Source organism: Amycolatopsis sp. NPDC045836 (assembly GCF_056431745.1).
Map to the genome: position 1 here is coordinate 329383 of NZ_JBWKKF010000004.1, position 22615 is coordinate 351997.

Consider the following 22615-nt stretch of genomic DNA (forward strand, 5'->3'; position numbering starts at 1 on the left):
GCGGGCACCGGCGTTCCGTTGCCCCGCTCAGCAGGTGCGCAGGGTGCGCACCACGTGCCCCGGCAACGCCGCGCGACCGCCGAGGCCGTCCAGTTCGAGCACCACCGAAACCCCGCTGACCACCGCACCGGCCTGCTCCAGCAAGTCGCACGCGGCCGCGACGGTGCCGCCGGTGGCCAGCACGTCGTCGATCACCGCGACGCGCTGACCCGGCTGGACCACGCCCGCGGGCAGCTCCAGCGTCGCCCGGCCGTACTCCAGTTCGTAGTCGGCCTTGGCCGCCACCCGCGGCAGTTTGCCCGGTTTGCGCACCATGACCACGCCGAGCCCGCTGGCCTGCCCGAGCGCCGCGGCGAGCAGGAACCCCCGGGCCTCCACCGCGGCCAGCAGCTCGACCCCCTCCTCGAGCGTGCCCGCCAGCGCGCCGGTCACCGCGGCGAACCCGTCCGCGTCGGCGAACAGCGGCGCGAAGTCCCGGAACAGGATGCCCGGCTTCGGGAAGTCGGGCACCTCGGCGATCAGCCCGAGTGCCTTGTCCAAGTCCATCTGTGCTCCCTCGAACGGAAAAGGGGCACCACCCGCGGCAGTGCCCCATTCCCGGTGAAAACGATCAGCGCCGGCGCTTGCCCGACGGTTGCTTGCCGGTCGGGCGGCCACGCCGCGGCGCGGCCTTCTGGTGCCGGGCCGGCACGCTCGACGCGGCCGCGTAGGCGCGTTCCTTGCGCAGTTCGGCGTTGAGCTGCTCGTCGTCGCTCGCATCGAAGTCGTCCTCGTCGGGGGCGGCGTCGCGCTCGGCGGCCTTGCGCGCCAGGTTCTCCCGGCGCGCCTTGACCCGCTGCGCCTGCTGCTTGAACTTCGGGTCCCGCATCTTGAAGTCGACCAGCAGCGGGGTGGCCAGCGCGACCGAGGACAGCACGCCGGCCAGCATGCCGGTCAGCTGCACCAGCGCCAGGTCCTGCAGCGTGCCGGAGCCGAGCAGGACGTAACCGATGATCAGCAGGCCGAGCACCGGCAGCAGGGCGATCACCGCGGTGTTGATCGACCGCATCAGCGTCTGGTTCAGCGCCAGGTTCGCCGCCTCGGCGTAGGTGCGCCTGGTCAGGCCCAGGATGCCGCGGGTGTTCTCCTTGACCTTGTCGAAGACCACCACGGTGTCGTACAGGGAGAACCCGAGGATGGTCAGCAGGCCGATCACCGTGGCCGGGGTGACCTCGAAGCCGACCAGCGAGTAGATGCCCGCGGTCACCACGATGTCGTGGATCAGCGAGATCAGCGCCGCGACCGCCATCCAGCGTTCGAAGTAGATCGCCAGGAAGATGGTCACCAGCACCAGGAAGACACCGAGCGCGATGAGCGCCTTCTCCGAGATCTCCCCGCCCCACGACGCGCTGACCGCGCTGTCGCTGATGGAGAGCTGATTGGGCTGGCCGTTCGCGCCGAGCGGCTGGAAGGCCTCGAACAACGCCTGCTTGACCCTGGCGACCTGGGCCGCGTCCAGCGTGTCGGACCGGATCTGCACGGTCTGCGCCGCGCCGGTGCCGACCTTCTGCGCTTCGGCGGCGGGCTCACCGGCGGCCTCGGCGAAGACCTCCTTGGCGCGCTGCTCGTCCACCTCGCCCGCCGCCCCGGCGGCGGGCATCTGGATCTGCGTGCCGCCCTCGAAGTCGATGCCGAGGTTGAAGCCCTTGATCCCGATCGAGCCCACGCACACCAGCATCAGCAGGCCGAAGAAGACGTACCAGTACTTGCGCGCGCCGACGATGTCGAAGGCGCCGGTGCCGACGTAGAGCCGGTGGAACACCGAGCCCTTCTTCTTCGCGGTGCTGCCCCGCTCCTCGACCCCCACGTCAGGCCTCCTTCACGGTCGCGCCGGCGACCTTGGCTGTGCGGCGTTGTGAGCCGACTCGCTGCACCCCGCCGAGCCCCGAGATCTTCGGGTTCGACAGCGTCTTGGACTTCGACACCATGGCCACCAGCGGGTGGGTCACCAGGAACACCACCACCAGGTCGAGCACGGTGGACATGCCGAGGGTGAAGGCGAACCCGCGCACCTCGCCGACCGCCAGCAGGTAGAGCACGGCGGCGGCGAGGAACATCACCGCGTCCGAAGCCAGGATGGTGCGCCTGCCGCGGATCCAGCCGCGCGGCACCGCCGAGCGGAACGACCGGCCCTCGCGCATCTCGTCCTTGAGCCGTTCGAAGAAGACCACGAACGAGTCCGCGGTGACCCCGATGGCGATGATGAACCCGGCGACGCCCGCCAGGTCGAGCGAGAAGTTGATCCACCGGCCGAGCAGCACCAGCACGCCGTAGACGATCACGGCGGACAGGCCGAGCGAAAGGATCGTCAGCACGCCGAGCAGGCGGTAATAGAACAGGCAGTAGACGAACACCAGCAGCAGCCCGATGCCACCGGCGATCAGCCCGGCCTGCAGCGAGGCCAGGCCCAGCGTGGCGGAGACCGTGGTGGCGTCGGAGGAGGCGAACGACAGCGGCAGCGAGCCGTACTTCAGCACGTCGGCCAGGTTCTTCGCCTCGGACTGGGTGAAACCGCCGGTGATCTGGGTGCGGCCGTCGAGGATCGGCACGGTGATGTTCGGCGCCGAGACCACCTGGGTGTCCAGCACGAACGCGGCCTGGTTGTTCACGTTGGCCGAGGTGAAGTCGCCCCAGACCTTGGTGCCGTCGGCCTTGAAGGTCAGGTCGACCACGTACCCGCCGCGCTGGCTGTCGTAGCCGGAGCTGGCGGTGTCGATCATCGTGCCGGGCAGGAACTCGGGCTCCAGCACGAACTTCTGCGTGCCGTCCTTGAGGCAGGCGACCAGCGGCAGGGTCGGGTCGTCGTTGCCGCGCAGCGGGTCGTTCGGGGTGCACTGGAACTGCGCCAGGGTCTCCTGCTGCAGCTGCTGGGCGGCGGCGGCCGCGGCCTGGTCGGCCGGGTTGGCGGCGACCAGCGCGGGGTTCTGCCGCAGCGCCTTGGCGGCCTGGATCGCGGCGGCCTCGGCCTCCGGCGAACCGGGCGGCGGCGGGGCGGGCTGCTCCTGCGCGGGCGCGGCACCCGGGGCGGACCCACCGGCGGGCGGCGTCGACGGCTGCTGCCCCGCGGCGGGAGCCTCGCTCGGCTGCCCGCCGGCGGGCGGCTGCGACGCGGGCGGCTGACCGGCGGGCGGCTGCTGGACCGGGGTGTTCGGCTGCACGCTGGCCACCTTGCGGAAGCCGAGCTTGGCCGTCTGCCCCAGGCTCTTGGCCTGGTCGCCCTGCTCACCGGGCACGGTGATGACGACGTTGTTGCCGTCGAGCACCACCTCGGTGCCGGCGACACCGATCCCGTTGACCCGGGTCTCGATGATCGTCTTCGCCTGGTTGAGCGCCTCCTTGGACGGCTCGGCGCCGTCCAGGGTCCGCGCGGTCAGCGTGACCCGCGTGCCGCCCTGCAGCTCGATGCCCAGCTTGGGGGTCGGTTTCCCGTTGCCGGTGAAGAACACCAGCGAGTACAAACCGATGACGATCAGGACGAAGAACGCGAGATAGCGTCCCGGGCGGATCTGCCCGGCCGGTGGTGCCACGGTGCGTCGGTCTCCTCGAACTGGGGCCTTCCCGCGGTGGTGCGTTGGGCTGGGCCTGCCTGACTGGAAGTTGTCCGGGTAAGCCCGCGCGGACGCGGGCATACGCAGCACCGAGACACTACTCGGTGCTGCGTGAGCCCTGCGTTACCCCCTCATCGGCGCGTGCGCGCCGGTGCGCAGGGTGTTACTTCTTGCCGTGCTCGAGCGGCGGGGCGATCTGCGGACCGGCCTTCTCGGCGTCCTTCTTCTCGACCTCGGTGTCGGAAGCCTCGACCAGCGTCGCGTCGGTCGCGGAGTCCTCGTCGGTCTCGATTTCGTCGTCCGCGGTGTCCTCGATGACCGGCTCGACCTTCTCGCGGACGGCCTGGCGCAGCCAGGTGGTCACCACCCCGGGAGCGATCTCCAGGTCGATGGTGGTGTCGCCGCTGGTGTCCGCGACGGTCGCGTACAGACCGGAGGTGGTCATCACGCGGTCGCCCTCGACCAGGTTGTTCTGCAGCTCCTGCTGACGCTGGACCGCTTGCTTCTGCTTGCGGCTCCCCAGGAACAGGGGGATCGCCACGACCAGCATGAGCAGCAGCGGCAGGAAAAGGCCTTCCATGACTCTCCATTCAGCGGGTCCGACAGCGGGGGACCGCCTGCCGATTCGCCCGATTTGTTCTGGGTCTGCTTGTTCGAGTGTGCCAGGTGCCACCCGTGGTGCCGTCGGCGGCACCGCGGCCCGGCCGTCCCGCTACCCGAACAGACCAGGGTTCGCCTGGTCGAACCGTCCGGTTTCCCAGGGCACCTCGGTCGGCGGCCGGAGGCCGAGGTGCTCCCACGCCGCCGGGGTAGCGACCCGGCCACGGGGGGTCCGGGCGAGCATACCCGCGCGGACCAGGTAGGGCTCGCACACCTCTTCCACCGTGGTCGCCTCCTCGCCCACCGCGACGGCCAGCGTGGCCACCCCGACCGGGCCGCCGTGGAAGGACTTGACCAGCGCGGACAGCACGGCGCGGTCGAGCCGGTCGAGCCCGAGTTCGTCCACGTCGTAGACCTCGAGCGCGGCGCGGGCCACGTCGAGGCTGACCCGGCCGTCCGACCGGACCTCGGCGTAGTCGCGGACCCGGCGCAGCAGCCGGTTGGCGATCCGGGGGGTGCCGCGGGACCGGCGGGCGATCTCGGCTTCGCCGTCGGCCTCCAGCGTGATGCCGAGAATGGTGGCCGACCGGCGCAGCACCTGGGCGAGCTCCTCGGCGCTGTAGAACTCCATGTGCCCGGTGAAGCCGAAGCGGTCGCGCAGCGGGCCGGTCAGCGCGCCGGACCGGGTGGTGGCGCCGACCAGGGTGAACGGCGCGATCTCCAGCGGGATGCTGGTGGCGCCCGGCCCCTTGCCGACCACCACGTCCACCCGGAAGTCCTCCATCGCCAGGTAGAGCATTTCCTCCGCCGGCCGGGCGATGCGGTGGATCTCGTCGATGAACAGCACGTCGCCCTCGGCGAGGTTGGACAGCATCGCGGCGAGGTCGCCCGCCCGCTCCAGCGCGGGTCCGGAGGTGATCCGGATGGCGGCGTCGAGTTCGGCCGCGATGATCATCGACATGCTGGTCTTGCCGAGCCCCGGCGGGCCGGACAGCAGCACGTGGTCCGGCGGCACCCCGCGGCGGCGGGCGCTCTCCAGCACCAGCTGCAGCTGCTCGCGCACGCGCGGCTGGCCGACGAAGTCGTCCAGTTTGCGCGGCCGGAGCGTGGTCTCCACGTCCCGGTCGCCGGTCTGCGCGAACGCCGACAGGGTTTCGGCGTCGGCATCGGGCTCGGTCACCCGCTCATCGTGCACGGTGCCCGCCTAGCGCTTGCGACCCAGGGTGGTCAGCGCCGAGCGCAGCACCTGCGAGGTGTCGACCGGCGCTTGCTCACCCGCTTCCGCGAGCACCCGGTCGACGGCCTGTTCGGCCTGCTTCGCCGCGAACCCGAGGCCCACCAGCGCCTCGACCACCTCACCGCGCACCGCGCCGCCTGCCGCCGGGACCGCGTCCGCCGGGTTCGCACCGGGCACCGCGGTGACCTTGTCCCGCAGTTCCAGGCTGAGCCGTTCGGCGCCCTTCTTGCCGATACCGGGCACCTGGGTGAGCACGTTGATGTCGCCGTCGGCCAGCGCGGACCGCAGCTTGTCCGGGTCGAGCACGGCCAGCGCGGCCAGCGCCAGCCGCGGTCCGATGCCGGAGACCGTCTGCAGCAGCACGAACAGCTCGCGGGCGTCCGCGTCGGCGAAGCCGAACAGGGTCAGCGAGTCCTCGCGGACCACCAGCGACGTGTGCAGCCGCACCCGCTCACCGCGGCGCAGCGCAGCCAGCGTGCTCGGGGTGGCCTGCACCGCGAACCCGACCCCGCCCACCTCGACCACCGCGTGGTCCAGTCCGACGGAGAGCACTTCCCCGTGCACCGAAGAGATCATCGTCCCGCCCTCGCATTCTTCTTCGCCGCCTCGGCCAGCCGGGCGCGGTGGACCTTGGCCAGTTCGGCGGCCCGCGCCTCGGCGGCGGCGAGCCTGGCCCGCATCGGTTCCCGCCACAGGTGACAGATCGCCAGCGCGAGCGCGTCGGCGGCGTCCGCCGGTTTCGGGGCCCGCGCCAGCCCGAGCAGTTTGGTGACCATGCCGGTGACCTGCGCCTTGTCCGCCCGCCCCGAGCCGGTGACCGCGGCCTTGACCTCGCTCGGCGTGTGGAAGTGGACCGGCAGCCCGCGGCGCGCGGCACCCAGTGCCACCACGCCCCCGGCCTGCGCGGTGCCCATCGCGGTGCGCACGTTGTGCTGGCTGAACACGCGCTCGATGGCGACGACTTCGGGCTGGTAGGTGTCGAACCAGCTGTCCACCGCGTCGGCCACCGCGAGCAGCCGGGTGGCCAGGTCGGCTTCCGGTGGGGTGCGGACCACGTCGACGGCCACGCAGCGGACCGTGCGGCCGGCCCCCCCGTCCACCACGCCGAGACCGCAGCGGGTCAGGCCGGGGTCCACACCGAGCACGCGCACAGGTTCCACTCCTCGCCGAACAACCGTTCGAGGAGCAGGCTACCGGTCGGGCGCCGCCGGACCGGCGAGGGCGCGCCGGGGCTCAGGGACCGTTGACGCCGGGGGTCCAGCTTTCCGGGTCACCGCTTTCGGTGAGCACGTGCTGCCAGGTCATGAACCCCTCCGGTGCGTCGGGGTCCCACGGCCACTTCCCGTCCGGGGAGGGCACGATGATCTGCACGGCCGGGAAGTCGCCTTCGGGGTAGATCAGGAAGGCGCTGCCGAAGTATTCGGCGTAGTGCCCGAGCGCCACCTTCTCGAAGGTGACCGGGAGGCCGTCGAAGAAGTCGTGGTAGAGCCCGCCGAACTCGAACCGCTCCCCCGCGGCGGCGCGGTCGACGTAGGCGTCGAGCAGCACCGGGCCGATGTGCTCGGGCAGGCCGATCACCACCGCCTCCGGCACCTGGTGCATCGCCCACGCGCAGGCGGTGAAGCAGTAGCCCGCCCCCTCCTCGTCGGCGGGTACCTGGATCACCGCGTTGCCGCGGCGTTCGCCCTCGGCGACGATCCAGTCCTGCAGTGCCTGTTCTTCTGGGGCGAGGGCCTCGGTCGTCACGGCGCACATTCTGCCGCATGACCGAGGCCCGGCCCAAGAAGCTAACCGACTTCGGCCAGCACCTCGTCGGAGACGTCGAAGTTGGCCCACACGTTCTGCACGTCGTCGCAGTCCTCGAGGGCGTCGATCAGCCGGAAGACCTTGCGCGCGCCGTCGGCTTCGAGCGGCACGTTGACCGACGGCACGAAGCTCGCCTCCGCCGACTCGTAGTCGAAACCGGCTTCCTGCAAGGCTTTCCGCACCGCGACCAGGTCGGTGGCCTCGGAGACGATCTCGAAGCTCTCGCCGAGGTCGTTGACCTCTTCGGCACCGGCGTCGAGCACGGCCATCAGCACGTCGTCCTCGCCGGCGCCGGCCTTCGGCAGCAGCACCACGCCCTTGCGGTTGAACAGGTAGGCCACCGAACCGGGGTCGGCCAGCGAGCCGTTGTTCCGGGTCAGCGCGGTGCGCACCTCGCTGGCGGCGCGGTTCTTGTTGTCGGTGAGGCATTCGATGAGCACGGCGACGCCGTTCGGCCCGTAGCCCTCGTACATGATCGTCTGCCAGTCGGCGCCGCCCGCTTCCTCACCGGCGCCGCGCTTGCGCGCGCGCTCGATGTTGTCCTGCGGGACGGAGTTCTTCTTCGCCTTCTGGATCGCGTCGAACAGCGTCGGGTTGCCGTCCGGGTCGCCCCCGCCGGTCCGCGCGGCGACCTCGATGTTCTTGATCAGCCTCGCGAACAGCTTGCCACGCTTCGCGTCGAGGGCGGCCTTCTTGTGCTTGGTGGTGGCCCACTTGGAGTGGCCGCTCATCTTTCCTCCATCCGATCCGGCGGCGTGCCGCCGTACTTATGCCTGCCCACGCACGATTCGCACGAACAGCCGGTGCACGCGCTCGTCACCCGTGAGTTCCGGGTGGAAGGCCGTGGCGAGCACCCTCCCCTGCCTGACCGCGACGATCCTAGCGGCCGCGTCCGGCCCGCCGGGAGCTTCCGGCACCCTGGCCAGCACTTCGACGTCCTGGCCCACCTTCTCCACCCAGGGCGCGCGGATGAACACCGCGTGCAGCGCGGGCCCGTCCACGCCGGTGAACGCCAGGTCCTCCTCGAAGGAGTCGACCTGCCTGCCGAAGGCGTTGCGGCGCACCACCACGTCCAGCGCGTCGAGCTGGTGCTGGTCCGCGCGGCCGTCGAGGGCCTGGCGGGCCAGCAGGATCATCCCGGCGCAGGAGCCGAACGCGGGCAGGCCGGTGCGCAGGCGCTCGCGCAGCGGCTCGAGCAGTTCGAAGGTCTCCAGCAGCCGGGACATCGTGGTGGACTCGCCGCCGGGCAGGACCAGACCGTCCACTTCGGACAACTCGGCGGCGCGGCGCACCGGAACCGCGGTGGCCCCGGCCCGCTCGGTCATCGCCAGGTGCTCGGCCACGTCACCCTGCAGGGCGAGCACGCCGACCACCGGCCGCGCCTTCGACACGTCAGTTCCCTCCCGACCAGGATTCCGCTGGTCAAGCCTAGGGCCTCGACCCGGGGCGGGGTGCCGGGGGTCCGGACTCAGGGCACGCCGAGCAGGCGCAGGCCCGCCGCGGTGGCGGCCGCGGCGAGCACCACGACCACGAACGGCGCCTTCCGCCACGCCAGCACGCCGCCGACCAGCACCCCGGCCGGGCGGGCGACCCCGGCGAACTCGGTGCCCTCGATCAGCGCCGAGGTCGCCACCAGCGCGGCGAGCAGGACCACCGCGGCGGTGGCCATCAGCTTCTCGGCCCGTGCGTTCAGTTCCACCTTCGCGCGCAACGCGGGTCCGGCGAACCGGAAGGCGAAGGTGCCCGCGCCCAGCACGAGGGCGCAGGCGATGAGCAGCACCGGTGACATGATCACGCCGCCACCCCGCTCTTCTCCGTCTCGCCGGGCGTGCGCCCGAGCAGGGCGAGCGGCACGCCGAGCAGGGCCAGCAGCACCGGCACCCCGGCGGGCAGGAACGGCGCACCGGCCACCGCCAGCACGGCCCCGGCCAGCACCGCGTTGCGCACCCCGCGGTCCTTGAGCGAGGGCAGCACCAGCGCGAACAGCACCGCGGGGAACGCGGCGTCCAGGCCGAACGCGGCGGTGTCGGTGATCGCGGTCCCGGCGAAGGCACCGATCACCACGCCCGCGTTCCACACCACGAAGAGGCTCACGCCGCAGGCCCAGTAGGCGGCCCGGCGGCGCTGCCGGTCCTCCTGCGCGAGCGCGAAGGCGACCGTCTCGTCGATCATCAGGTGGCTGCCCACCAGGCGCCGCGCCCAGCCCTTGCCGAAGACGTCCCCGATGGCGAAGCCGAACGGGACGTGCCGGGCGTTGACCAGCAGGCTCGCCACCACCGCCGCGACCGGGTTGCCGCCCGCGGCGACGAGGCCGATGAACAGGAACTGCGCGGCCCCGGCGAACACGACCACCGAAAGCAGCATCGGCACCCAGATCTCGAAGCCCGAGCTGACCGCGATGGCCCCGTACGAGATGCCGACGATGCCGTCGGCGAGGCAGACCAGCCCGATGTCGCGCACCAGCTCCCGGCCCAGGGTTCGTTGTATCGAACGGATCACCTCCTAAGATGAACAGACCTGGCGGCTGTTCGTCAAGCCGAACGAAACGACTGACGGAGCGAACACAGATGGCTACCGAAGGCGCCCCACTCGACGTGATCGCGGCGTCACTCCGGCGGGAACGCGAACGCGCCGGACTGACCCTGACCGAGCTCGCCCGGCTGGCCGGGATCGCCAAGTCGACGCTGTCGCAGCTGGAGTCGGGCACCGGCAACCCGAGCGTGGAAACGCTCTGGGCGCTGGGCAAGGCGCTCGACGTGCCGTTCTCCCGGCTGGTCGAGCCCGCGGTGCCGCGGGTGCAGGTGATCCGCTCCGGCGAGGGCATCACGGTAGCCTCCGAGGAGGCCGACTACCTGGCCACCCTGCTGGCGTCGTGCCCGCCGCACGCGCGCCGCGACATCTACCTGATCCGGGCGGAGCCGGGCAGCGTGCGCCGCTCGGACCCGCACCGGGCCGGGATCGTCGAGCACGTGGTCGTCTGCCACGGCCGCGCGCTGGTCGGCATGGCCGACGAGCCGGTCGAGGTGGGCCCGGGTGACTACGTCGCCTACCCCGGCGACGAAGTCCACGTGTTCGAGGCGCTGGACCCGGGCACCACGGTCGTCATGCTCTCCGAGCACACCTGACGCGACGACCCCGACAAGTGGCGGCGACCCCGCCGCCGCGTACTGCTACCAGCCGCGTTCGGCCAGGCGGTGCGGCTCCGGCACGTCGTCGACGTTGATGCCGACCATCGCTTCGCCGAGGCCGCGGGAGACCTTGGCCAGCATGTCCGGGTCGTCGTGGAAGGTGGTCGCCTTGACGATCGCCTCGGCGCGGCGGGCCGGGTTGCCCGACTTGAAGATGCCCGAGCCGACAAAAACGCCCTCGGCACCCAGCTGCATCATCATCGCGGCGTCGGCCGGGGTGGCGATGCCGCCCGCGGTGAACAGCACCACCGGCAGCTTGCCCCGCTCGGCGACCTCCTTGACCAGCTCGTACGGCGCCTGGAGCTCCTTGGCGGCGACGAACAGCTCGTCCTCGGGCAGCGACGACAGCCGCCGCAGCTCGGCGCGGATCTTGCGCATGTGCGTGGTCGCGTTGGACACGTCGCCGGTGCCGGCCTCGCCCTTCGAGCGGATCATCGCCGCGCCCTCGTTGATCCGGCGCAGCGCCTCGCCGAGGTTCGTCGCCCCGCAGACGAACGGCACGGTGAACGCCCACTTGTCGATGTGGTTGGCGTAGTCGGCCGGGGTGAGCACCTCGGACTCGTCGATGTAGTCGACGCCGAGCGACTGCAGCACCTGGGCCTCGACGAAGTGGCCGATCCTGGCCTTGGCCATCACCGGGATGGAGACCGCCTCGATGATGCCGTCGATCAGGTCGGGGTCGCTCATCCTGGCCACGCCGCCCTGCGCGCGGATGTCGGCCGGGACGCGCTCGAGCGCCATCACCGCGACCGCGCCGGCGTCCTCGGCGATCTTGGCCTGCTCGGCGGTGACCACATCCATGATCACGCCGCCCTTGAGCATCTCGGCCATGCCGCGCTTGACGCGTGCGGTGCCGGTTTCGGGCTGGGCGGGGCTGGTGGGCTGGACGTCAGACACGACTGGGCCTTTCGGGGTGAGCTTTCCGGGAACCGAGCTCGAAGATACGACGCACGTGGCCCCTCCTCACAGGCCAGTGCGCGGCTATCTCAGCAGTCCACTTGCGGCGAATGGCCTGGTGAGCGGGGAGGCCACTCGGGTGCGGCCGCGCCAGCCGGGTGCTTGTTGCGGTTGCGCCTTGTGGTCACTGTCCGTCCGGGTGTGTGATCGAGGACACACACTCGAGCCGACACCGACGCAGGGAGGCCACTCATGGCCGAAAAGCACTCGAAGAACGGTGGAGCCGGGGCCGCGGTCGCTGTGGACGACCCGGCCAACGTGCGCAACGTGGTGCTCGTCGGTCCCTCCGGATCGGGCAAGACGACGCTGACCGAGGCGTTGCTGGCCGCCTCCGGCACGGTGTCGCGGGCCGGTTCGGTGGTCGAGGGCACCACCGTGTGCGACCACGACCCCGCCGCCGTGCGGCAGCAGCGCTCGGTCGGGCTGTCCGTCGCGCCGCTGCTGCACGACGGCATCAAGATCAACCTGATCGACACCCCCGGTTACGCGGACTTCGTCGGGGAACTGCGGGCCGGGCTGCGGGCGGCGGACGCCGCCTTGTTCGTGGTGTGCGCCGCCGAGGGCGTGGACGCGGCCACGGCCGCGGTCTGGGCCGAGTGCGCCGCGGTGGCCATGCCGCGCGCGGTGGTGATCGCCCGGCTGGACCACCAGCGCGCCGACGCCGACGCCGAGATCGCCGCCTGCCGGGCCGCCTTCGGCAGCGGGGTGCTGCCGCTGTACCTGCCGGCGGGCGAGGGCCTGATCGGCTTGATCACCCAGCGGTACTTCGACTACTCCGGCGGCTTCCCGCCCAAGATCGGCGAACCGGACCCGGCCGACCTCGACCGCCTCGCCGACGCCCGCAACGAGCTGATCGAGGGCATCATCGCCGAGAGCGAGGACGAGGGCCTGATGGACCGCTACCTCGCCGGTGAGGAGATCTCCGAAGCCACGCTGATCGCCGATCTCGAAGCCGCGGTCGCCAAGGGCTCCTTCCACCCGGTCATCCCGGTGTGCGCGCAGACCGGCGTCGGCCTCGGGGAACTGCTCGACGGCATGGCGCGGGCCTTCCCGTCGCCGCTGGAGCACCCGCTGCCCGAGGTCACCTCACCCGACGGCATCCCCCGGCCCCGGCTCAGCGCCGATCCGGCCGGTCCGCTCGCCGCCGAGGTGGTGCGCACCGCGGTGGACTCCTACGTCGGCCGGGTTTCGCTGGTGCGGGTGTTCTCCGGGACCCTGCGCCCCGAGCGGCCGGTGCACGTCTCCGGGCACGGCCTCGCCGAACGCGGGCACGAGGACCACGACGCCGACGAGCGCGTGGCGCACCTGTACTCCCCGCTGGGCTCGAACCTGCGTGAAGTGCCGTACTGCGTGGCGGGCGACCTGTGCGCGCTGACCAAGGTGGGGTCCGCCGAAACCGGCGACACGGTGTCGTCGCCGGAGGAACCGCTGCTGATGAAACCGTGGCCGATGCCCGAGCCGCTGCTGCCCGTCGCCGTGGTGGCGAAGAAGCGCAGCGACGAGGACACGCTGGCCCGCAACCTGTCCCGGCTGGTGGCCGGTGATCCGACCCTGCGGCTGGACCGCAACGCCGAGACCTCGCAGCTGGTGCTGTGGTGCATGGGCGAGGCGCACGCCGACGTGGTGCTCTCCCGGTTGCGCGCCGGCGGCGCCGAGATCGACACCGAGCCGGTGCGGATCAGCCTGCGGGAGACGTTCGCGAGCAAGGCGACCGGGCACGGCAGGCACGTCAAGCAGTCCGGCGGGCACGGCCAGTACGCCGTGTGCGACATCGAGGTCGAACCGCTGCCGCGCGGCGGCGGGTTCCAGTTCGTCGACAAGGTGGTCGGCGGGGCGGTGCCGCACCAGTTCATCCCGAGCGTGGAGAAGGGCGTGCGGGCGCAACTGGCCAGGGGGCTCGCCGAAGGGCACCCGGTGGTGGACATCAAGGTCACCCTGGTCGACGGCAAGGCGCACAGCGTGGACTCCTCCGACGCCGCCTTCCAGACCGCCGGTGCGCTGGCGCTCAAGGACGCCGCAGCCAAGGCCGGCATCGCGTTGCTCGAACCGCTCGACGAGGTCGCGGTGGACCTGCCGGACGACCACCTCGGCACGGTGCTCGGCGACCTGTCCTCCCGGCGCGGCCGGGTGCTGGGCACCGAGGCGGCCGGTGGCGGGCGCACGGTCGTCCGCGCCGAGGTCCCCGCCACCGAACTGCTGCGCTACGCGATCGACCTGCGGGCGCTGACCTCGGGCACGGCCACCTTCACCCGGCGGCACGCCCGGTTCGACCCGATGCCGGAGGGAGCGGTGAAGAGCGGGTGATCAGCCGCCCAGTTCGGGTTCGGCGATCTCGAAGTACTCCGGCCGCGGGGCGGTCCCGGCGAGCTTGAAGTACCGGACCTTGCGCCGCCGCCGGAGCGCCAGCGTGTCGCGCACGGCGTCGTTGTGCACCCGGCGGGCGATCACCACGCGGTACCCGGCGTCGTCGAGTTCCTCGGCCAGCCCGGCCGGCAGCACCGAACGGTCCACTTCGGACAGCAGGCGGGTCAGTTCGTTCTCCTCGGCCTCGCGCTCGGACCGCGGCGCCGCCTCGGCCCGTGCGGCGGCCTCGCGCAGGCGGGCCGCCCGCGCGTCCGACTGGTCACCCGCCGCGGCGACCGCGCGGGCCACCACCGCCCGGCGCGCCAGCGCCGCGTCGAGCGCGGCCCAGCCCGCGTCGGTGCGCACGTGCAGCCGGTCCAGCCGGTTGGCCGTGGCCACCAGGAACAGCCCGAACAGCACGATGGCCACCGCCGCCAGCGACAGCAGCACGATCAGCGTGGTCACGAAGCGGGCTCCACGTCCGGGCTGACGCGCCGCGGATCCGCCGCGATCGCCGCTTCGTACACCCGCAGCACCTGGGTGCTGACCACGGACCAGTCGTAGATGACCACCCGCTCCCCCGCCGCCGCGGCCAGCGACGCGCGCCGCGCGGGATCACCGAGCAGTTCACGCAGCGCCGCGGTCCACGCGGCGGGGTTCCCGGTCGGGGCGAGCGCGCCGGCGCGGCCGTCGTCGAGCACGCGGCGGAAGGAGTCGAGGTCGCTGGCCAGCACGCAGGTCCCGGCGGCCATCGCCTCGGTGAGGATCATGCCGAAGCTCTCGCCGCCGGTGTTGGGCGCGCAGTAGACGTCCACGCTGCGCAACGCCCGTGCCTTGGTCCGGTCGTCGACCTGGCCGAGCAGCTCCAGGTGCGGTGCCAGTTCCGGACCGGCTTCGCGGATCAGCGCCTTCTCGTCACCCCGGCCCGCCACCAGCACGCGCAGCTCCGGGAACTCCGGCAGCAGCGGCCGGAGCGCGTCGAGCAGCACGCCCATGCCCTTGCGCGGTTCGCTGTACCGGCCGAGGAAACCCACCGTGCCGCCGCTGCGCGGATATCCGTCGAGCGGGGCGGCCTCGGCGAAGAACGCGGCGTCCACGCCGTTCGGGATCTCCACCGCGTCCCCGCCGGAGTGCTCCACCTGCACCCGGCGGGCCAGCGCCGACACCGCGATGCGCGCGGTGATCTTCTCCAGCAGCGGCCGCAGCACCGGCTGGAACGCCGAGAGCGTGCGCGAACGCGGGGTGGCGGTGTGGAAGGTGGCCACGATCGGCCCGTCGGCGATCTTCAGCGCCAGCAGCGACAGGCTCGGCACCGCGGGCTCGTGCAGGTGCAGCACGTCGAAGTCGTTGTCCCGCAACCAGCGCCGGACCCTGGCGTAGGACACCGGGCCGAACTGCAGGCGGGCCACCGAGCCGTTGTACGGGATGCCGAGCGCCCGGCCTGCCGGGTGCACGAACGCGGGCACGTCGGCGTCGTCGTCGGCGGGGGCCAGCACGGACACCTCGTGCCCGCGGGCGAGCAGGGCCTGCGCCAGGTCGACCACGTGCCCCTGCACCCCGCCAGGCACGTCGAAGGAGTACGGGCAGACGACGCCGACCCTCATGCCTTGCCCGCCTCGACCTCTTCCGGCAGGCCGCCGGGGAAGTCGGCGGTCCAGAACGGTTGCAGCATGTGCCAGTCGGCCGGGTGCGCGGCGATGTCGCCGGCGAAGATGTCGGCCAGCGCCTGGGTGGCGGCGGGCACCTCGGCCCGCGCGGTCACCCGGATCCGCGGGTGCATCCGGATCTGCCAGCCGCCCTCGGTGAACCAGCAGCCGACCGGGATCAGCGCGGCGCCGGTGGTGGCGGCGAGCCGGGCCGGGCCGGGCGGCATGCGGGTGTGCTCGCCGAAGAAGGTCACGTCCACCCCGGAGCGGGTCAGGTCGCGGTCGCCGAGCAGGCAGATGGCCTTGTTCTCACGCAGGCGCTTGAGCAGCACGCGGAACGCGGCGCTGTCGCCGGTCAGCGGCACCACCTCGAAGCCGAGCGATTCGCGGAAGGCGACGAAGCGGCGGAACAGCGATTCGGGTTTGAGCCGTTCGACCACCGTGGTGAACCCGCCGAGGTAACCGGTCAGCCAGACCCCGGCGGCGTCCCAGTTCCCGGTGTGCGGCAGGGCGAACACCACGCCGTTGCCCTCGGCGAGCGCGGCGTCGAGGTTCTCCACCCCGGTGATCGCGGCGGCGACCTTCGCGCGGACCACTTCGGGGTCCATCGCCGGCAGCCGGAAGCTTTCCTGCCAGTACCGCGCGTAGGAGCGCATCGCGCGCTTGGTCAGCTCGTCCAGTTCGGTCTCGTCGGCCTGGGGCACCACCCTGGCCAGGTTGCGGCGCAGCTGCCGCACGCTCGGCCCGCCACGCCAGGTGGCCAGGTCGGCGCCGAGCCCGAAGACCGCGCTCGCGGCCGGTTCGGACAACATGCGCGAAGCGCGCCAGCCCGCCGCGTAAGCGAGGTCCGTCATCCGGCCGGCGAGGCTCATCCGTCCTCCCGCGCGGCCTTGGCCGCCGTGGCCACCGCGCTGAGCCGCTGCAGCAGGGTGATCAGCGACAGCACGGCGAGCAGCCACAGCGACACCTCCACCGCGTGCGGCACGCCCAGCCCCATCAGCCCGGTGCCGACCAGCGCGATGATCAGCCGTTCGGCGCGTTCGACCAGCCCGCCGTCGGCGGCCAGGCCGGAGGCGTCGGCGCGGGCCTTGACGTAGGAGATGACCTGCGCGAGCACCAGGCAGACCAGCGCGGCCGCGGCGGCGCGGTGGTTGTCCGCGATGGCGAAGCACCACCAGGCGATCGCGGCGAACAACGCCCCGTCGACCAGCCGGTCGCAGGTGGCGTCCAGCACCGCGCCGAACGGGGTGCCGTGGCCCCTCGCCCTGGCCATCGCGCCGTCGAGCAGGTCGAGCATGGCGAAGCCCCACACGGTGAACGTGCCGGTGAGCAGCCAGCCGTTCGGGAAGAAGACCAGTGCGCAGACCATCGCGCCCAGGGTGCCCGCCACGGTCATCACGTTCGGGGTCAGCCCGGCGCGCACCAGCACCGCGCCGATGGGATCGGTGACGCGGGAGACCGAGGCACGCGCGAAGATGTTGAGCATGAGTGTGGTGGCCGGACCTAGCTGGGAGGGGTGTGGGTCCCCCGCAGCCTATCCAGACGCTCCCCGGGACCCGGCCTTCGGCTCGCCGGAACGCACCGGCGGCTCCTCGGTGCACGGCTCGGCGGCGCAGGGTTCCTCGGCCAGTTCCCTGGCCTTGGCTTCGGCGCAGGTGCCTGCCAGACGGGCGACGATCGCGTCGCTGATCTCGCCGAGCGCCCGCACCTGGTCCGGGGTGAGCGGGTCGAACAGGCTGTCCCGCACCGCCTCCACGTGCCCGGGAGCAGCCGCTTCCAGTGCCGCGAACCCCTCGGGCGTCAGCTCGGCCCACGCCCCGCGCTTGTCCGTGGCGCAGGAGTAGCGCCGGACCCAGCCGTTGGCTTCGAGGCGGGACACCGCGTGGGAGAGCCTGCTGCGCGAGGACCGCGAAACGTCGGCAAGATCACTCATGCGCAGCGTGCGGCGAGGTGCCTCGGACAACGCGACGAGCACTTCGTAGTAGGTGTGCGGCATGCCGCTCTGCTGCTGGAGCTGCCCTTCGACGTGCGCGCGCAGCATCGAGACGGCGGCCGAGAACGAGCGCCAGACCCGCTGCTCCTCATCGGTGAGCCACCTCGGTTCGGTCATACCGCCCATGATACCTGGTTGAACGCTCAACCATATTTCGCTATGGTCTGGTTGAGGGTTCAACTACCAGGCCCTCGAACGACCTAGGAGGACTTCACATGAGCGCACCCACCACCGAGATCCCCGGTTACGTCACCGGGACCTGGAACATCGACCCCGCCCACTCCGAGGTCACCTACAGCGTCAAGCACCTCGGCCTGGCCAAGTCCCGGGGCAGCTTCCAGCAGTTCGGTGGCCAGATCGTGACCGGGGAGAGCATTCTCGACTCCAGCGTGACCGCCGAGATCGAGGTCGCCTCGATCAGCACCGGCGTCGGTGCCCGCGACGAGCACCTCAAGACCGAGGAGTACTTCGACGCGGCGAACCACCCGAAGATCGTCTTCCGCTCCACCGGCATCCGCCAGGACGACGACGAGTTCCTCATCGACGGCGAGCTGACCTGGCGCGGGGTGACCGTGCCGGTGACCCTGGAGGCCGAGTTCAACGGCATCGGCCCGAACCCGGCGAACAACAACGCCACCACCATCGGCGTCTCCGCCGAAGCCACCGTCGCCCGCCGCGACTTCGGCATCGGCCCGGAGGGCAACGCCTTCCTCGGCGAGAAGGTGAAGATCACCCTCGAGATCGAGGCCGCGCTGCAGGACTGAGCGTGCCAGCCAGCACGTCGTGAGGGTGACCGCCCAGGGGGACGGCCACCCTCACGACGGTGGGCCGGGTGACCGCACCTGGGGACCTGAACAACCCGCCAAGCAGGATCGGCGGCTCAACCTCATCAGCGCGGGGCGTTGACCAGACCGGCCGTACGGCGGGCGAGCGGATCCGCCTTCGAGGCCGAGCCGGGCAGATCCCGGCGACTGATGCGCCGAACGTTTCGCCCGCTGCCTGGCAGGCTCATCATCCCGCCGGAGAGTGGTGCTATCGATGAACCGCCAGGCGGGAGCGACGGAAGGCAGGTGGGCGCAGCACGCCACCGGCTGTGCGCGTCCGCCGCTGGTGCCCGAGTCCGCCTGGCGGCCTGGCCATCCGCACGCGACCCGTGCGGCGGGCGATCAGACCGCGTTGACACCGAGCCACCACTGCGCCGAGCGTGCCGCCGCTATCAGGCAAGGCAAGGGACATCGCGGTGACCTGAACAACTCGCCGGGCGACCTTGGCGGCAGCAGGCGGGTACAGCCCACCACCAGCCGGTGCGCGTCCGCTGCCGGTGCACCAGTCCACTCGGCAACCCGGCCCCGGAACCGCCGGTCGGCTTCTCAGCGGATCGACCTCGTCAGCCCGCAGCGCGTTGACCAGGCCGCCCGCACACGACCCGCGCGACGGGCGGCCAGACCGCATTGACACCGAGCCACCACTGCACCGAACATGCCGCCACTACCAGGCAAGGCAAGGGACATCACCCCCGCCGGTGACCTGAACAACCCGCCAGGCGACATCGGCGGTAAGCAGGCGGGCACAGCAGATCACCGGCTCCTGCGTGTCCACCGCCGGTGCACGAGTCCGCTGGGCAGCCTAATCCCAGAACCGGCTGGTCGATCCGCACACGATCCGTGCAGCGGGCGATCAGACCGCATTGACACCGAGCCACCACTGCGCCGAACGTGCTGCCCACCGCCGGGCACGGCTCATCGCCGCCGCGCTGCGGGCTGGCTCCGAAGGACTCACCGGGTCCCGGCGAGCGCTCGTGTCGTCGGGGGTACGAGCGCTCGCGGGCCGCGGGTGGTTATTCGGCGTGCCAGGCGTCCGCCAGGAGGGTGCGGGTCTGGTTCAGCAGCTGCGGCAGCACCTTCGTGTGCCCCACCACCGGCATGAAGTTGGCGTCGCCACCCCACCTCGGTACCAGGTGCTGGTGCAGGTGCGCGGCGATGCCCGCGCCGGCGATGACGCCCTGGTTCATCCCGATGTTGAACCCGTGCGCATCCGACACCTTGCGCACCACCCCCATCGCGTGCTGCGTGAACCGCGCCAGTTCGACCGTCTCGTCGGCGGTGAGATCGGTGTAGTCGGCCACGTGCCGGTACGGCACCACCATCAGGTGCCCCGGATTGTACGGGTACAGGTTCAGCACCGCGTACACCGACTCACCCCTGGCCAGGATCAGCGCCTCGGCGTCGTCCAGGTCGACCAGCCGGCAGAACGGGCAGCCGGTCGGCTGGTCCCCCTCCGGCTTGTTCTCCCCCTGGATGTAGGCCAGCCGGTGCGGGGTCCACAACCGCTGCAGCGCGTCGGGCACCCCGACGCCGTCCTGCGCCTCGAATTCCGGGCCGCCACTCACGCGAGGACCGCTCCGAAGCTCTCCGCCGACGGCGAGGCGTTCTCCCGGCGGCCGATCCACCCGGCGATCGCCTCCACCGCGGCGTCCACCGGCACCCCGTTCAGCTGACCGCCGTCGCGGAACCGGAACGACACCGCGCCCGACTCCACGTCCTTGCCGCCCGCCAGCAGCATGAACGGCACCTTCTGCATGGTGTGCGTGCGGATCTTCTTCTGCATCCGGTCGTCCCCGAGGTCCAGCTCGGCCCGGATCCCCTTGGTGCGCAACGCCTTCTCCACCCCGCGCAGGTGCTCGGTGTGCTCGTCGGCGATCGGGATGCCGACCACCTGCACCGGCGACAGCCACGCCGGGAACGCACCGGCGTAGTGCTCGGTCAGCACCCCGAAGAACCGCTCGATCGAGCCGAACAGCGCGCGGTGGATCATCACCGGCCGCTTCCGCTCCCCGCCCGGCGCGGTGTACTCCAGCTCGAACAGCTCGGGCAGGTTGAAGTCGAGCTGGATGGTCGACATCTGCCAGGTGCGGCCGAGCGCGTCCTTGGCCTGCACCGAGATCTTCGGGCCGTAGAAGGCCGCGCCACCGGGGTCGGGCACCAGCTCCAGCCCGGAGTCGGCGGCGGCCGCCCGCAGCGTTTCGGTGGCCTCGGCCCACATCTCGTCGGTACCGACGTACTTCTCGTCGTTCCGGGTGGACAGTTCGAGGTAGAAGTCGTCGAGCCCGTAGTCGCGCAGCAGCCCGAGCACGAAGCCGAGCAGCGAGCGCAGCTCACCGGGCACCTGCTCCGGGGTGCAGAAGATGTGCGCGTCGTCCTGCGTCATGCCGCGCACGCGGGTGAGCCCGTGCACCACGCCGGACTTCTCGTACCGGTACACCGAGCCGAACTCGAACATGCGCAGCGGCAGTTCGCGGTAGGACCGCCCGCGCGAGCGGAAGATCAGGTCGTGGAACGGGCAGTTCATCGGCTTGAGGTAGTAGTCCTGCCCCGGCCTGCGGACCGTGCCGTCCTCGTTGTACTCCGCGTCCAGGTGCATCGGCGGGTACATGCCATCCTTGTACCAGCCGAGGTGCCCGGAGATCTCGAACAGCGAAGCCTTGGTGATGTGCGGCGAGTTGACGAAGTCGTAGCCCGCCTCGACGTGCCGCTGCCGCGAGTAGTTCTCCAGCTCCTGCCGGATGATCCCGCCCTTCGGGTGGAACACCGCCAGCCCGGAGCCGATCTCGTCGGGGAAGGAGAACAGGTCCAGCTCGACCCCGAGCTTGCGGTGGTCGCGCCGCTCGGCCTCGGCCAGCAGCTCCAGGTGGCGCTCCTGCGCCTCGGCCGATTCCCACGCGGTGCCGTAGATGCGCTGCAGCTGCGGGTTCTTCTCGTTGCCGCGCCAGTACGCCGCGGCGACCCTGGTCAGCTTGAACGCCGGGATGTGCTTGGTGGTGGGCAGGTGCGGCCCGCGGCACAGGTCGCCCCACACCCGTTCCTTGGTGCGCGGGTCGAGGTTGTCGTAGACGGTCAGCTCACCGCCGCCGACCTCCATCACCTCTGAAGTGTCCACATCGGACTTGATGTCCACCAGTTCCAGCTTGAACGGCTCATCGGCCAGCTCGGCCTTGGCCGCTTCGACCGACTCCAGCACCCGCCGCGAGAACTGCTGCGACCCCTTGATGATCTGCTTCATCCGCTTTTCCAGCGCCTGCAGGTCTTCCGGGGTGAACGGGGTGTCGACGGCGAAGTCGTAGTAGAAGCCGTCCTTGACCGGCGGGCCGATGCCCAGCTTCGCCTCGGGGAACTGCTGCTGCACCGCCTGCGCGAGCACGTGCGCGCAGGAGTGGCGGATCACCGAGCGGCCGTCCTCGGTGTTCGCCGCCACCGGCTCGACCTCGGTGTCGGTTTCCGGCACCCAGGCCAGATCCCGGAGCCTGCCCTCGGGGTCGCGCACCACCACGATCGCGTCCGGCCCCTTGCCGGGGAGCCCGGCTTCGCGTACCGCCGCGCTCGCCGTAGTGCCCGCGGTGACCACCACGCGTTCGGACGGGGTGGCCGCGGTTGGCGAGAACTCTGACACGGTGGGCTCCTCAACTGGGGTGTTCCGATGACTCCAGTGATGCTAGCCGCCGTGACCGCGCGGGCTCATCCGAGGCGAACGCCAACGGAGCACTTCCCGCGATCAAGCGTGCGAACGGGCCGCAACCGTGGTTCGGCCGGGCGGCAACGGTGCCGTCCGCCCGGTCAGACGGTCTCCACCACCTGGTCGTAGCCGAGCCGGGGCAGCCGGTCGTACCAGGCGCCGTCACCCGGCTTGCCGACGTTCACCACGACCAGCGAGCGCCACGGGCGGTCGTGGAAGAACTCCTTGTCCACCCCGTGCGCGTCGAACCCGGTCAGCGGACCGGCGGCCAGCCCGGCCGCGCGCACGCCGATGATGAAGTAACCCACCTGCAGCAGCGAGTTGGCCTTGGCCGTCTCCACGCGGACGTCCTCGTCGGCGAAGTAGTCCTTGGCGGCCGGGTTGTGCGGGAACAACCGCGGCAGGTTCTGGTGGAACTCGGTGTCGGCGGCCAGGATCACCGTCAGCGGGGCGGCGGCGGTCTTGGCGCGGTTGCCCTCGGCCAGCAGCGGCACCAGGCGCTCGCGCGCCTCGTCGCTGCGCAGCACCAGCGCCCGCAGCGGCTGGGTGTTCATCGAGGTGGGCGCCCACTTGACCAGGTCGTAGATGGCCTTGACCTGGTCCTCCCCGACCGGCTCGTCGCTGAAGGTGTTGGCCGTGCGGGCCTCGCGGAAGAGGAGGTCCTGCACCTCGTCCGCCAGTGCCAGGCCGTCGGTGCGCGTGTTGGTGATGCTCATCGGACTGTCCTTCCCGGTTGGTTCCTGACTCCC

Annotated in this window: 24 protein-coding genes; 3 read left to right on the plus strand and 21 right to left on the minus strand. The window is 71.5% G+C overall.

From position 1 onward, the window contains the following. Positions 1–27 precede the first annotated feature (27 nt). The 12 genes from AC07EG_RS08920 to AC07EG_RS08975 form a co-directional block, all read right to left on the minus strand. Entirely contained in the window at positions 28–546 is a 519-nt protein-coding gene (locus tag AC07EG_RS08920) for an adenine phosphoribosyltransferase (protein WP_478252451.1), read from the minus strand. Positions 547–610: 64 nt separating this feature from the next. Next, entirely contained in the window at positions 611–1846 is a 1236-nt protein-coding gene (gene secF / locus AC07EG_RS08925; RefSeq protein ID WP_478252452.1) for a protein translocase subunit SecF, read from the minus strand. A gap of 1 nt (position 1847) precedes the next feature. Beyond that, the gene (gene secD, locus AC07EG_RS08930; protein WP_478252453.1) at positions 1848–3566 is read right to left on the minus strand and encodes a protein translocase subunit SecD; all 1719 of its coding nucleotides are present in this window, start codon (positions 3564–3566) and stop codon (positions 1848–1850) included. A gap of 184 nt (positions 3567–3750) precedes the next feature. Further along, complete coding sequence (gene yajC, locus AC07EG_RS08935; RefSeq protein WP_478252454.1) at positions 3751–4167, minus strand: preprotein translocase subunit YajC; 417 nt, start codon at positions 4165–4167, stop codon at positions 3751–3753. Positions 4168–4299: 132 nt separating this feature from the next. Continuing rightward, the gene (gene ruvB, locus AC07EG_RS08940) at positions 4300–5382 is read right to left on the minus strand and encodes a Holliday junction branch migration DNA helicase RuvB (protein WP_478252455.1); all 1083 of its coding nucleotides are present in this window, start codon (positions 5380–5382) and stop codon (positions 4300–4302) included. A 9-nt stretch (positions 5383–5391) separates the two neighbouring features. After that, positions 5392–6000, minus strand: a complete 609-nt coding sequence (gene ruvA, locus AC07EG_RS08945; protein WP_478252456.1) for a Holliday junction branch migration protein RuvA — start codon at positions 5998–6000, stop codon at positions 5392–5394. Next, entirely contained in the window at positions 5997–6575 is a 579-nt protein-coding gene (ruvC, locus tag AC07EG_RS08950; RefSeq protein ID WP_478252457.1) for a crossover junction endodeoxyribonuclease RuvC, read from the minus strand. The genes ruvA and ruvC overlap by 4 nt, the downstream gene beginning before the upstream one ends. Positions 6576–6657: 82 nt before the next feature. Beyond that, positions 6658–7179, minus strand: a complete 522-nt coding sequence (locus AC07EG_RS08955) for a DUF4262 domain-containing protein (RefSeq protein ID WP_478252458.1) — start codon at positions 7177–7179, stop codon at positions 6658–6660. A 32-nt stretch (positions 7180–7211) separates the two neighbouring features. Next, positions 7212–7961 (minus strand): YebC/PmpR family DNA-binding transcriptional regulator, encoded by a 750-nt coding sequence (locus tag AC07EG_RS08960; RefSeq protein WP_478252459.1) that lies wholly within the window; start codon positions 7959–7961, stop codon positions 7212–7214. Positions 7962–7997: 36 nt separating this feature from the next. Continuing rightward, a complete protein-coding gene (pdxT, locus tag AC07EG_RS08965) occupies positions 7998–8621 on the minus strand; it encodes a pyridoxal 5'-phosphate synthase glutaminase subunit PdxT (protein ID WP_478252460.1) in 624 nt (207 codons plus the stop codon). Between the two features lie 77 nt (positions 8622–8698). Beyond that, positions 8699–9019: an AzlD domain-containing protein gene (locus AC07EG_RS08970; protein WP_478252622.1), complete on the minus strand. Its 321-nt coding sequence runs from the start codon at positions 9017–9019 to the stop codon at positions 8699–8701. A gap of 2 nt (positions 9020–9021) precedes the next feature. Continuing rightward, on the minus strand, positions 9022–9726 hold the full coding sequence (locus AC07EG_RS08975) for an AzlC family ABC transporter permease (RefSeq protein ID WP_478252623.1): 705 nt from the start codon (positions 9724–9726) through the stop codon (positions 9022–9024). Between the two features lie 71 nt (positions 9727–9797). Here AC07EG_RS08975 and AC07EG_RS08980 point away from each other — a divergent pair, with 71 nt between their 5' ends. Next, positions 9798–10355 carry a helix-turn-helix domain-containing protein gene (locus AC07EG_RS08980; RefSeq protein ID WP_478252461.1) on the plus strand — a complete coding sequence of 186 codons (558 nt, stop codon included), beginning with the start codon at positions 9798–9800 and terminating at the stop codon, positions 10353–10355. 45 nt (positions 10356–10400) lie between these two features. Here the strand turns inward: AC07EG_RS08980 and pdxS are convergent, their stop codons facing one another. After that, positions 10401–11315, minus strand: a complete 915-nt coding sequence (gene pdxS / locus AC07EG_RS08985) for a pyridoxal 5'-phosphate synthase lyase subunit PdxS (RefSeq protein ID WP_478252462.1) — start codon at positions 11313–11315, stop codon at positions 10401–10403. A 252-nt stretch (positions 11316–11567) separates the two neighbouring features. On the opposite strand from pdxS, the gene AC07EG_RS08990 reads away from it, so the two are divergent. Further along, positions 11568–13679, plus strand: a complete 2112-nt coding sequence (locus AC07EG_RS08990; protein WP_478252463.1) for an elongation factor G-like protein EF-G2 — start codon at positions 11568–11570, stop codon at positions 13677–13679. Here the strand turns inward: AC07EG_RS08990 and AC07EG_RS08995 are convergent, their stop codons facing one another. From AC07EG_RS08995 to AC07EG_RS09015, 5 genes are read right to left on the minus strand one after another with little or no spacing between them, the layout of a single operon-like run. After that, positions 13680–14183 (minus strand): NUDIX hydrolase, encoded by a 504-nt coding sequence (locus AC07EG_RS08995; RefSeq protein WP_478252464.1) that lies wholly within the window; start codon positions 14181–14183, stop codon positions 13680–13682. It abuts the gene before it with no gap. After that, positions 14180–15322: a glycosyltransferase family 4 protein gene (locus AC07EG_RS09000; protein ID WP_478252465.1), complete on the minus strand. Its 1143-nt coding sequence runs from the start codon at positions 15320–15322 to the stop codon at positions 14180–14182. Before AC07EG_RS09000 ends, AC07EG_RS08995 begins: the two co-directional genes overlap by 4 nt. After that, positions 15319–16236 (minus strand): phosphatidylinositol mannoside acyltransferase, encoded by a 918-nt coding sequence (locus tag AC07EG_RS09005; protein ID WP_478252466.1) that lies wholly within the window; start codon positions 16234–16236, stop codon positions 15319–15321. Before AC07EG_RS09005 ends, AC07EG_RS09000 begins: the two co-directional genes overlap by 4 nt. Then, positions 16233–16850, minus strand: coding sequence for a phosphatidylinositol phosphate synthase (gene pgsA, locus AC07EG_RS09010; RefSeq protein WP_478252467.1), 618 nt, complete (start codon positions 16848–16850; stop codon positions 16233–16235). Before pgsA ends, AC07EG_RS09005 begins: the two co-directional genes overlap by 4 nt. A 48-nt stretch (positions 16851–16898) precedes the next feature. Then, positions 16899–17474, minus strand: a complete 576-nt coding sequence (locus tag AC07EG_RS09015; RefSeq protein WP_478252468.1) for a MarR family winged helix-turn-helix transcriptional regulator — start codon at positions 17472–17474, stop codon at positions 16899–16901. Between the two features lie 98 nt (positions 17475–17572). On the opposite strand from AC07EG_RS09015, the gene AC07EG_RS09020 reads away from it, so the two are divergent. Beyond that, positions 17573–18121 carry a YceI family protein gene (locus AC07EG_RS09020; RefSeq protein ID WP_478252469.1) on the plus strand — a complete coding sequence of 183 codons (549 nt, stop codon included), beginning with the start codon at positions 17573–17575 and terminating at the stop codon, positions 18119–18121. A gap of 1073 nt (positions 18122–19194) precedes the next feature. On the opposite strand, the gene AC07EG_RS09025 is transcribed toward AC07EG_RS09020, so the two are convergent. The 3 genes from AC07EG_RS09025 to AC07EG_RS09035 form a co-directional block, all read right to left on the minus strand. After that, complete coding sequence (locus tag AC07EG_RS09025) at positions 19195–19746, minus strand: HIT family protein (RefSeq protein ID WP_478252470.1); 552 nt, start codon at positions 19744–19746, stop codon at positions 19195–19197. Continuing rightward, positions 19743–21761, minus strand: coding sequence for a threonine--tRNA ligase (gene thrS / locus AC07EG_RS09030; protein WP_478252624.1), 2019 nt, complete (start codon positions 21759–21761; stop codon positions 19743–19745). The genes AC07EG_RS09025 and thrS overlap by 4 nt, the downstream gene beginning before the upstream one ends. A 206-nt stretch (positions 21762–21967) precedes the next feature. Further along, the gene (locus AC07EG_RS09035) at positions 21968–22582 is read right to left on the minus strand and encodes a malonic semialdehyde reductase (protein WP_478252471.1); all 615 of its coding nucleotides are present in this window, start codon (positions 22580–22582) and stop codon (positions 21968–21970) included. Between the last annotated feature and the right edge of the window lie 33 nt (positions 22583–22615).

Bases quoted from the DNA above. Each gene is read 5' to 3' on its own strand.
- AC07EG_RS08920 (WP_478252451.1), bottom strand. From the start codon at position 546: ATGGACTTGGACAAGGCACTCGGGCTGATCGCCGAGGTGCCCGACTTC.
- yajC (WP_478252454.1), bottom strand. From the start codon at position 4,167: ATGGAAGGCCTTTTCCTGCCGCTGCTGCTCATGCTGGTCGTGGCGATC.
- ruvA (WP_478252456.1), bottom strand. From the start codon at position 6,000: ATGATCTCTTCGGTGCACGGGGAAGTGCTCTCCGTCGGACTGGACCAC.
- AC07EG_RS08955 (WP_478252458.1), bottom strand. From the start codon at position 7,179: ATGTGCGCCGTGACGACCGAGGCCCTCGCCCCAGAAGAACAGGCACTG.
- AC07EG_RS08960 (WP_478252459.1), bottom strand. From the start codon at position 7,961: ATGAGCGGCCACTCCAAGTGGGCCACCACCAAGCACAAGAAGGCCGCC.
- AC07EG_RS08970 (WP_478252622.1), bottom strand. From the start codon at position 9,019: ATGTCACCGGTGCTGCTCATCGCCTGCGCCCTCGTGCTGGGCGCGGGC.
- AC07EG_RS08980 (WP_478252461.1), top strand. From the start codon at position 9,798: ATGGCTACCGAAGGCGCCCCACTCGACGTGATCGCGGCGTCACTCCGG.
- AC07EG_RS08990 (WP_478252463.1), top strand. From the start codon at position 11,568: ATGGCCGAAAAGCACTCGAAGAACGGTGGAGCCGGGGCCGCGGTCGCT.
- AC07EG_RS09000 (WP_478252465.1), bottom strand. From the start codon at position 15,322: ATGAGGGTCGGCGTCGTCTGCCCGTACTCCTTCGACGTGCCTGGCGGG.
- AC07EG_RS09005 (WP_478252466.1), bottom strand. From the start codon at position 16,236: ATGAGCCTCGCCGGCCGGATGACGGACCTCGCTTACGCGGCGGGCTGG.
- pgsA (WP_478252467.1), bottom strand. From the start codon at position 16,850: ATGCTCAACATCTTCGCGCGTGCCTCGGTCTCCCGCGTCACCGATCCC.
- AC07EG_RS09015 (WP_478252468.1), bottom strand. From the start codon at position 17,474: ATGACCGAACCGAGGTGGCTCACCGATGAGGAGCAGCGGGTCTGGCGC.
- AC07EG_RS09020 (WP_478252469.1), top strand. From the start codon at position 17,573: ATGAGCGCACCCACCACCGAGATCCCCGGTTACGTCACCGGGACCTGG.
- AC07EG_RS09035 (WP_478252471.1), bottom strand. From the start codon at position 22,582: ATGAGCATCACCAACACGCGCACCGACGGCCTGGCACTGGCGGACGAG.